The following is an 8,929-nucleotide window of genomic DNA, read 5'->3' as shown; positions in this document are numbered from 1 at the left end:
CTTTAATTAGGCTTCGAGCCTACCTTCCTATTTGGCATTTGCAGCTTGAAATCCAGAGGGCCTGCAGCAAGTTATAGACTTTGCGTCTGGCGCAACTTCAAGGTTGACCTCTGGCGGTTAATCCTTCCTTTTTACAACAAAGGTAAGAAAAACTGTATATCTAAGCATATTTTTTTCTTTTTTTGACTTTATCGAACGTTAAATATTTTAAGAGTCGTGGATACTCTATTATTCACGCTGCAAAATTAAAGCGCAGTACAAGACAACTTTTTTTTCGCTTCGCTCAAGAAAACTTCTTCCTTAACATCTTATAGTTGAGTACATGCGAAACAAAAATTAATTATTGTTAAACAGAAGGAGAAAGACCTTTCCATATTAGATAATCTCGTGGAATTTTTGTACTTTTGTACCAAGAAAGATTAGATAATAAAGGGAAAAACATTATGATACTTGATATTACATTACGACTTATAACTGCTATGGTTCTTGGTGGAGTAATAGGCATTGAACGTGAGTTTCGCTCAAAAGATGCCGGTTTTCGCACCCACTTCCTTGTGGCACTCGGTAGCGCCTTGTTCACCGTAGTGTCGCAATATGGGTTTGGCATTGACCTCAAAGACTCGTCGAGAGTAGCGGCGCAAGTGGTGTCGGGAATCGGTTTTCTTGGAGCCGGTACGATTATTTTCCAAAAGAATATGGTGCGCGGACTTACTACGGCTGCCGGTCTGTGGGTCACTGCCGCCATCGGTCTTGCATGCGGCACTGGTCTGTATGTTGTGGCGACAATCACCACAGCCCTTGTACTTATAGGCCTTGAGTCGCTACACACTTTTATTCCCCAGTTGGGCAAGGCGGCAGTACAGTTGGGATTTGTAGTCACGTCGAAAAAGACAGTGTCGGAAGTGCTGAAACGTCTTAAGGATGAAGACATCGAGGTAAGCACGTTTGAGATGAAGAGCAGGAGTACTAAGGACGGCGAGGTGTTTGACGTGAGTGCAGACATCCGCGTGAAGCGAGGTGGTCACAACGAGCGCATCCTCAACCTCATCAACGAGTTTGACGACGTCACCATCTCCCATCTGGAATAACGGAGGACAGGTCACAGGCCTGCAGTTATTATGCGGCAGGCGGTCGACAGCGGCGGATAAGGCGGACACTATAAATAATGGTTGGAGGCTGCAAGCGGCGTGGAAATGCCATTTGCAGCCTTCATTGTGTTTGTAGGAATAGCGCTGTACGCCCAGAAGAAGGCGTATATCGACATATCAATTAATTTTCAATACGAAAACATTTCCTTTGCATTACAAACAAGTTACATAACGAGAATGTAAACATTTCGTAGTCAAATTGAAAAACAACAGGCATACCTTTGCAGTGATTTTTAAAGCATTTTATATAATGTTGTTTAAAGAGTATTGAATATGTTGTATTTTTAATTTGTTTGAAATGGATATAATTAGAAAAAGTATTTGCCTTGTTGTGGTATTGGCCACCGCCATTGCTGCCGATGCCCAAAGGTTTATGTTCAAAGGTAGTGTGAAGACTGCCGAGGGAAAAGCTATCCAAGGGGTGGTGGTGAATAATGGTACCGACTTCACTACCACTGATGCCAAGGGACAGTGGGCACTATCCACCGACACTTGTGTAAGCAAGTTTGTGCATATTTCCACACCTTCCGACTATGTTCTCCCCAAGAGCAAGTCGATAGCCAGCGGCTTCTATGTCAGTGTGGCACAGTTGGTAAAAGATAAATGTCGCCACGACTTTGTTCTTCAGCCACGCGACACCAAGGACAATACATTTTATTATATAGCAATATCCGACCCGCAGGTCAAGAACGCCAAGCACGTGGAGTTGTGGCGCAGTCAGACGGTGGAGGACCTGAAGGCTACAACAGCCGACCTGAGCAAGGAGCACGAGGTGGTAACCATGGCGCTTGGAGATATTGTATGGGATAACATGCGATTGTTTGACGACTATACAGAGTCGATGCAGGGACTGCCTATCACAGCCTTCCAGTGTATAGGCAATCACGACTTCGACAAGCGTTATCAGGCTCTTAACAACATGCCATACGGCAGCGGAGCGTATGGCGAACAAGCATATTGCTCACATTTCGGTCCTACCGACTACTCCTTCAATATTTCGGGAGTGCACGTAGTGACAATGAAGGACATCAACTATATGGGCAAAAAACTCTACCGCGAACAGATAACCGAAGCCCAGTTGGAGTGGTTGCGTCGCGACCTCAGTTATGTGCCAAAGGGCAGCATGGTGATAATCAACATGCATGCCGCCTTGTGGAATCCTGTGGGAATAGATGGTAATGTGTATAATGCCAACGACTTGAAGGCGGTGCTCAGTGGATATCGTGTACATATATTCAACGGACACACCCATTTCTTCCACAACAACACTGTAGGCGACAATATTTACGAGCACAACATAGGTGCGGCATGTGGCGCTTGGTGGCGAACAAATGTCAACCGTTGTGGTGCCCCCAATGGTTATCTTGTCGTAAAGGCAAGTGCCGATTCTCTCACATGGCAATATAAACCCACGGGCGGCGACTATTCCCAACTGATGAGGGTGTATTCAAAGGGAGAATTTCTTTCTCAGCCATATAGTGTTGTGGCAAACGTGTGGGATTGCGACTCTCTTACCACCGTCGAGTGGTATGAGGACGGACAGTATCGCGGAAAGATGGAGCGATTCACAGATAGCGACGAACTTTATCTGCAGTCGCGTGAAAGTCATAAGAAGGAATGTCTCACTACCCATCTATTCAAGGCAACCCCCGCATCGGGAAGCCGTGAGGTGAAGGTGGTAGCGAAGAACCGGTTCGGACAGGTGCAGTCTGAGACTGTAGATTTGGAGCGTGCATGGCTCAAGGCCCTCTCTTCAGACAAACGCCCCAAGGTGATAGCCCATCGTGGTTACTGGCGTTATGCGGGAGCAGTGCAGAATTCCCTTTCATCGCTTCGTGCCTCAGCCAAGGCCGGGGTGTATGGCAGTGAGTTCGACGTGCAGATAACCGCAGATGGTGAGGTGATAGTGAACCATGACCCGCATCTCGGAGGACTGCCTATTGCAACGAGCACTTACGCCCAGTTGGCCAAGGCGCGCTTAGGCAATGGTGAGCCTATTCCCACTCTCGCAAATTATCTCGACGAGGCCAAGAAACACAACGACCTGAAGATAATCCTCGAGATAAAGAAGCAGGCAAACGACTCGGTTGAGGCTGTATTGGTGAGCAAGGCAATGGATGCAGTAAAGGCAAGCGGACTGTCGTCGAGAGTGCAGTATATATCGTTCAGCCAGTTTGTGTGCGACGAGATAATCCGCAACGACAAGGCAGCCGATGTTGCATATCTTGGCGGAAACATGTCGCCAAAGGAAGTCAAGGAGCATGGTTTCTCCGGCATCGACTATTCTATGGATGTACTGCGTATTCATCCGGAGTGGATAGGCGAGGCACATAAGTTGGGACTTACCGTAAACGTATGGACTATAGCCACTGAGGATCACTTGAAGTTTGTGACTACACTCCATCCCGACTTCATCACTACCGACATCCCCGAGGATGCGTTACGTCTGTTGGCAAAATAAAAAAGAATATTTATTAATTGAATAAGGTGTATGGAAAAGTATGCATTATGGAGTCTGTCATTGATAGTCCTTACGTTGGTGTCTTGCAGTAGCGATGCAGGTGTAGAATCGGTTGCTGATGAATTCAGCGTGAAGTTCGATTTGCCACAGATGGTGGATGTGACCAAGGGTGGGGAGTATGTCTTTATGGTAGAGAACGGCGAAGCACCCGTTGCCTCCGACGTGTTCATCCTGGAGTCGGGCGAAGGAATTTCCTATATATGTCCTTTCGTCAACATTTCCAACGAGAGCTTCACGGTAATGATTCCCGCCGAATGTGAAACAGGCTACTATAAGGTATATCTGAAGCGAAACGACCGCAAGAGGCAGATAGGACAAATCTATCTCAGTGTCGGAGAGAAACTCAACTTGACGGTAGACGCCGGCACCACTGTCTATGGCAGGGTGGCGTCGGAAGAGGGCGGCATAAAGGGAGTGGTGGTTTCTGATGGTGTAGAGGTGGCAGAGACTGATGAAGACGGCATCTACCAACTGAAGTCTGACAAGAAATGGGGATATGTCTTCATTTCCATTCCAAGCGGATACGAAGTGTCTTCCGACGGAGTGCTTCCGCAATTCTTCCAGCGTCTGAAGGCGAATGCCGGTGTGCCTGAACGTCAGGACTTTACGCTGACGAAGGTGTCGGGACAAGACACATACAAGGTATTGATGCTGGGCGACATGCACCTTGCCAACCGCACAGCCGACCTTAGCCAGTTTAGTGACTTCACCGCCGACCTCAACAATTATCGCTCTGCTCATCCGGGCGAGAAGATGTATGCCATAGCATTGGGTGACATGACATGGGACCTCTATTGGTATTCCAACAATTTTGCAATACCCGAGTATCTGAATACCATCAACAAGCAGGTGAAGGACTTGCAGATATTCCATACCATAGGCAATCACGACTATGACTACAAAGCCGTCAACGACTTCGACGCCGAGAGCAAATACATCAACTATATAGCTCCAGTGTATTATTCCTTTAATATAGGTAAGATACATTATGTAGTGATTGACGACATAGATTGCGACAGTTACGACGGCACCACTTCGCGCAACTACGAGAAGCGCATTTCGCCCGAACAGTTGAGCTGGCTCGCCAAGGACCTCGCGTATGTCGACAAGTCAACGCCATTGGTGGTTGTGATGCACGCGCAGCTGTTCTATCCATCGGAAAGCGACGGCTTCAAGGTAGACCATGACGTGACCAACACCGCACAATTCCTCAACCTGCTCAAAGGATATAAGGTAAACATAGTGACTGGTCACACCCACATGAATTTCAATGTCACCCCCGAATCGCCTGTAACACAAGGACAGGAGATATACGAACACAACACCGGAGCCATCTGCGCCTCATGGTGGTGGTCGGATTATCTTACTCCAGGCATACATATCAGTCTGGACGGAACTCCAGGCGGATATGCCATATGGGACGTATCCGGCACCAAGCTCCAATGGATATACAAGGCCACCGGCACATCAGAAGATTATCAGTTCCGCAGCTATGACTTGAATAAGGTGCACTTCTCCCTTGCAGATGTACCGCAGATGCCATCCAATATTTCAGCCACGGTAAAGAACAAATATATGCAATATGTGAATGCCTATCCGGAGAACAGTGACAACGAGGTGTTGATAAACATCTGGAACTGGAATCCCGCATGGACACTGACAGTGACCGACGAGAAAGGCAACAATCTTGTTCCGGAAGCCGTTTGGGCTTACGACCCGCTCCATGTTGCAGCAGTGTCAGTAAAGCGATTCAACTCGGCAAGTCTATCATCCACACCCAACTTCATCACCGAGAAATTTCCACATTTCTTCAAGGTGAAAGCAGGTGATGCCGACACCGACCTGACAATCACCGTAAAGGATGAGTTTGGGCATACGTGGACAGAGGAAATGCAGCGTCCGAAGGAATTCACTACCGATGCCTACAAGCTGAAGTAATACAGGATAACAGGAATATTAATTAATTCTTATACAATTTTTTATGAAACTATTTAAAACTTCTCTTTTGTTTCTGCTCTTGATATTAATAGAGAGTAATCAGGCTCTCTTTGCCCAGGGCAGAATGGTAGCGGGAAAAGTCCTGGACTACCAAGAGGAACCCCTTGTGGGTGTAACCATCAAGGTGGTAGGCGCCACCCAAGGCGGCATAACCGCCGCTGACGGTTCTTTTAAGGTTCATGCCCCATCGGGAACCGTGTCATTGGAGTTCTCCTATGTAGGCCACAAGACACAGGTTGTCAAGGTGACATCAGGACAGAACGACATCACCGTCCACATGCAGGAAGACGCCACCCTGCTGAACGAAACTGTGGTTGTGGGTTATGCCACACAGAAAAAGGTCAACCTGACTGGTGCTGTTGCGACCGTGGACAGCAAGTCGCTCGAAAACCGTGTTACCCACACCGTAACCAACATGCTGCAAGGTGCTGTGGCAGGTCTTAACATCACCACCTCATCAGGTGTGCCTGGCAATTCGCCCGCCATCAATGTGCGTGGTGTGACTTCTATCAACGGGGCAGAACCGCTGATATTGATTGACGGTGCAGTGGGTGAGCTCGACAGGGTGAACCCCAACGACATCGAGTCTATCTCGGTCATCAAGGATGCCTCGGCGGCAGCTGTCTATGGAGCCCGTGCGGCTTTCGGTGTCATCCTCGTCACCACAAAGTCGGGTTCAGAGCAAAGCGGAAAGGCAACAGTGCGTTATAGCGGACGTTTCGGTTGGGAAGCGCCTACAACATCCACTGATTATGAGACAACAGGATATTGGTCGGTATATACCGTCAACAAGTTCTGGAAAGCTGATTCGGGAACATTATATATCAACTATACCGACCACGACATGCAGGAACTCCTTGCCCGCGTGAACGACAAGACCGAAAACCCCGACCGCCCATGGGTGGTGGAAGAGGAACGCAACGGTAAAAAGCAGTGGGTTTACTATGGCAACTACGACTGGTGGCACATGCAGTATCGCGACAACCATCCTGTGCAGCAGCATAATATCTCGCTCAGCGGCGGTACAAAGGACATCAAATACCTCGTTTCAGGAGCATACGATTATCAGCAAGGTATCCTGAGAGAAAACCCTGACATATACAAGAAATACAACCTGCGTTCAAAGATTGACTTCACCATCAACAAGTATGCCACACTGAGCAACAACACGTCATTCTACGGTTCGCAATACACCTTCCAGGGTGACGGCGACGTGGAGAACACACTCGCTTACGGAGCGCGTCACGCATTGGCATGCTTCCCCATGAAGAACCCCGACGGCTCATGGCTCTACAGTACGCCATATCTGAACTACAAGGTGGGCAACGGACGCCACATCATCCTTGGAGAAGGCTCTCACCGCAATGTGGAGCGCAGCACCGACTTCTCTAACACCACACGTCTCGTCATCAAGCCCATCAAGTCGTTGAGCCTTACAGCCGACTTCACCTATCGTCTTTATCAGACGCGCAACACAAGCCGTTCAAACAATATGTACTACAGGGATTATCCTGATGCAGAGATGGGAGTATATGCCACCGGTGCTGGTGCCAACCGTTTGGACGAATCGGTGAATACAAGCAATTACTATTCCACCAATGCCTATGCCAACTTCGAAGACACATTCAACGAAGTGCATCACCTTACAGTCGTAGCCGGTTTCAACTACGAAACTCTTAGAAAGAAGAATGTGTCGGCTTATGGTGAATATCTCTCATCCACAACACTCGACGACCTCAACCTCGTGGGACAGAACCCCGAAGGCGAGACCATCACCGGTGTGGGCGGCGGACAGAGCGAATATGCCCTGATGGGATTCTTCGGACGTGTCAACTACGACTATAAGGGACGTTATCTGTTTGAGGTCAGTGGACGTTACGACGGAACATCCCGATTTGCAAGCAACAGCCGTTGGGGATTCTTCCCCTCAGGATCTGTGGGTTGGCGTATCTCTGAAGAACCATTCTTCAAGCCTGCACGCAATGTTATTGACAACCTGAAACTGAGAGGCTCATACGGTAGTCTTGGCAATCAGAACGTGTCGTCGTATTACACCTTCGTGCGCACGGTTTCCATCAACGACTTCGCTGCATATTCCTTCGGAGAAGGCAGTGCCATGGCAAAGTATTCTACTCTTGCGGCTCCTTTGGCATCCGACCTGACATGGGAGACAGCCCAGCAGTGGGACTTGGGTATTGACCTCACCATGATCAACAATCGCCTGAACATCACCCTCGACGGATATATCCGAAACACCGTGAACATGCTCACCGAAGGTGTGGAACTGCCTGCCGTATATGGTGCCAGCGTGCCCGACATGAACACAGCCAACCTGCGTACCAAGGGATATGAGTTTTCTGTAGTGTGGAGAGACAAGGTGACACTGGCAAAAAAACCGTTGGAGTATAGCATCGGATTCAATCTGAGCGACTACAGGAGCTATATCACCAAATACGACAACAAGGACAAGACCTTTGCCAAGAGCTATTACGAGGGCATGAGACTGGGCGAGATCTGGGGATTTGTCACCGACGGATTGTTCCAGACCACCGAGGAGGCTCAGGCATACGCCCAAGAAGTGGATTTGAGCTACATCAACAACCGCATCACCGGTGGATGGCAGGCAGGAGACCTGAAATTTGTAGACCTCAATGGCGACGGAATACTGGGCATTGGAGGCAACTCGGTCAACGACCCCGGCGACCGCAAGGTGTTGGGTAATTCGCTCCCAAGCTTGTCTTATGGTATCAATGCCAGTGTGCGTTGGGCAGGCGTAGATGTGTCAGTTTTCTTCCAGGGCACAGGCAACCACTATTGGTATCCAGCCGGTCAGGCCATGCAGTTCTGGGGACCGTATTCTTATCCTTATCTGACCTACCTGCAGAAAGACTTCCTTGATGATGTATGGGCAGAGGACAATACAGATGCATATTTCACCCGTCCTATGGCATATTCAGCCACTTCTGGTCCGCTGAGCAAGGTCAACGACCGTTATCTGCAGAACCTCCGCTACCTGCGTTTCAAGAACTTGACAATAGGATATACCGTTCCGTCAAGTTTGACAAAGAAAATCGGAGTTGACTTGGTGCGTGTTTACTTCTCGGGTGAGAACCTCTTCTACTGGTCTCCGCTGAAAGAGCATACCAAGTACATCGACCCCGAAGGAGCCCTCGACAGAGACGGAGCATATAACAATGCCTTCTATCCTTGGCAGAAGACCTTCATGTTTGGTATAGACATTACATTTTAATCATCATTAATT

General features: G+C 48.6%; 4 protein-coding genes. All 4 read left to right on the top strand.

Annotated features, from left to right (window positions below; all coding sequences use genetic code 11):
- Positions 1-443: 443 nt before the first annotated feature.
- Positions 444-1,088, top strand: coding sequence for an MgtC/SapB family protein (locus CIK98_RS10310; RefSeq protein WP_094384155.1), 645 nt, complete (start codon positions 444-446; stop codon positions 1,086-1,088).
- A gap of 358 nt (positions 1,089-1,446) precedes the next feature.
- Positions 1,447-3,609, top strand: coding sequence for a calcineurin-like phosphoesterase C-terminal domain-containing protein (locus CIK98_RS10305; protein ID WP_094384153.1), 2,163 nt, complete (start codon positions 1,447-1,449; stop codon positions 3,607-3,609).
- Positions 3,610-3,639: 30 nt separating this feature from the next.
- The gene (locus tag CIK98_RS10300; protein WP_094384152.1) at positions 3,640-5,607 is read left to right on the top strand and encodes a calcineurin-like phosphoesterase family protein; all 1,968 of its coding nucleotides are present in this window, start codon (positions 3,640-3,642) and stop codon (positions 5,605-5,607) included.
- Between the two features lie 43 nt (positions 5,608-5,650).
- Positions 5,651-8,917 (top strand): TonB-dependent receptor, encoded by a 3,267-nt coding sequence (locus CIK98_RS10295; protein WP_094384151.1) that lies wholly within the window; start codon positions 5,651-5,653, stop codon positions 8,915-8,917.
- Positions 8,918-8,929 lie beyond the last annotated feature (12 nt).

The organism is Prevotella sp. P2-180, from assembly GCF_002251435.1.
Classification (GTDB): Bacteria; Bacteroidota; Bacteroidia; order Bacteroidales; family Bacteroidaceae; genus Prevotella.
The sequence above is the reverse complement of the archived record's forward strand: the minus strand, read 5'-3'. Positions and strand labels throughout refer to the sequence as shown.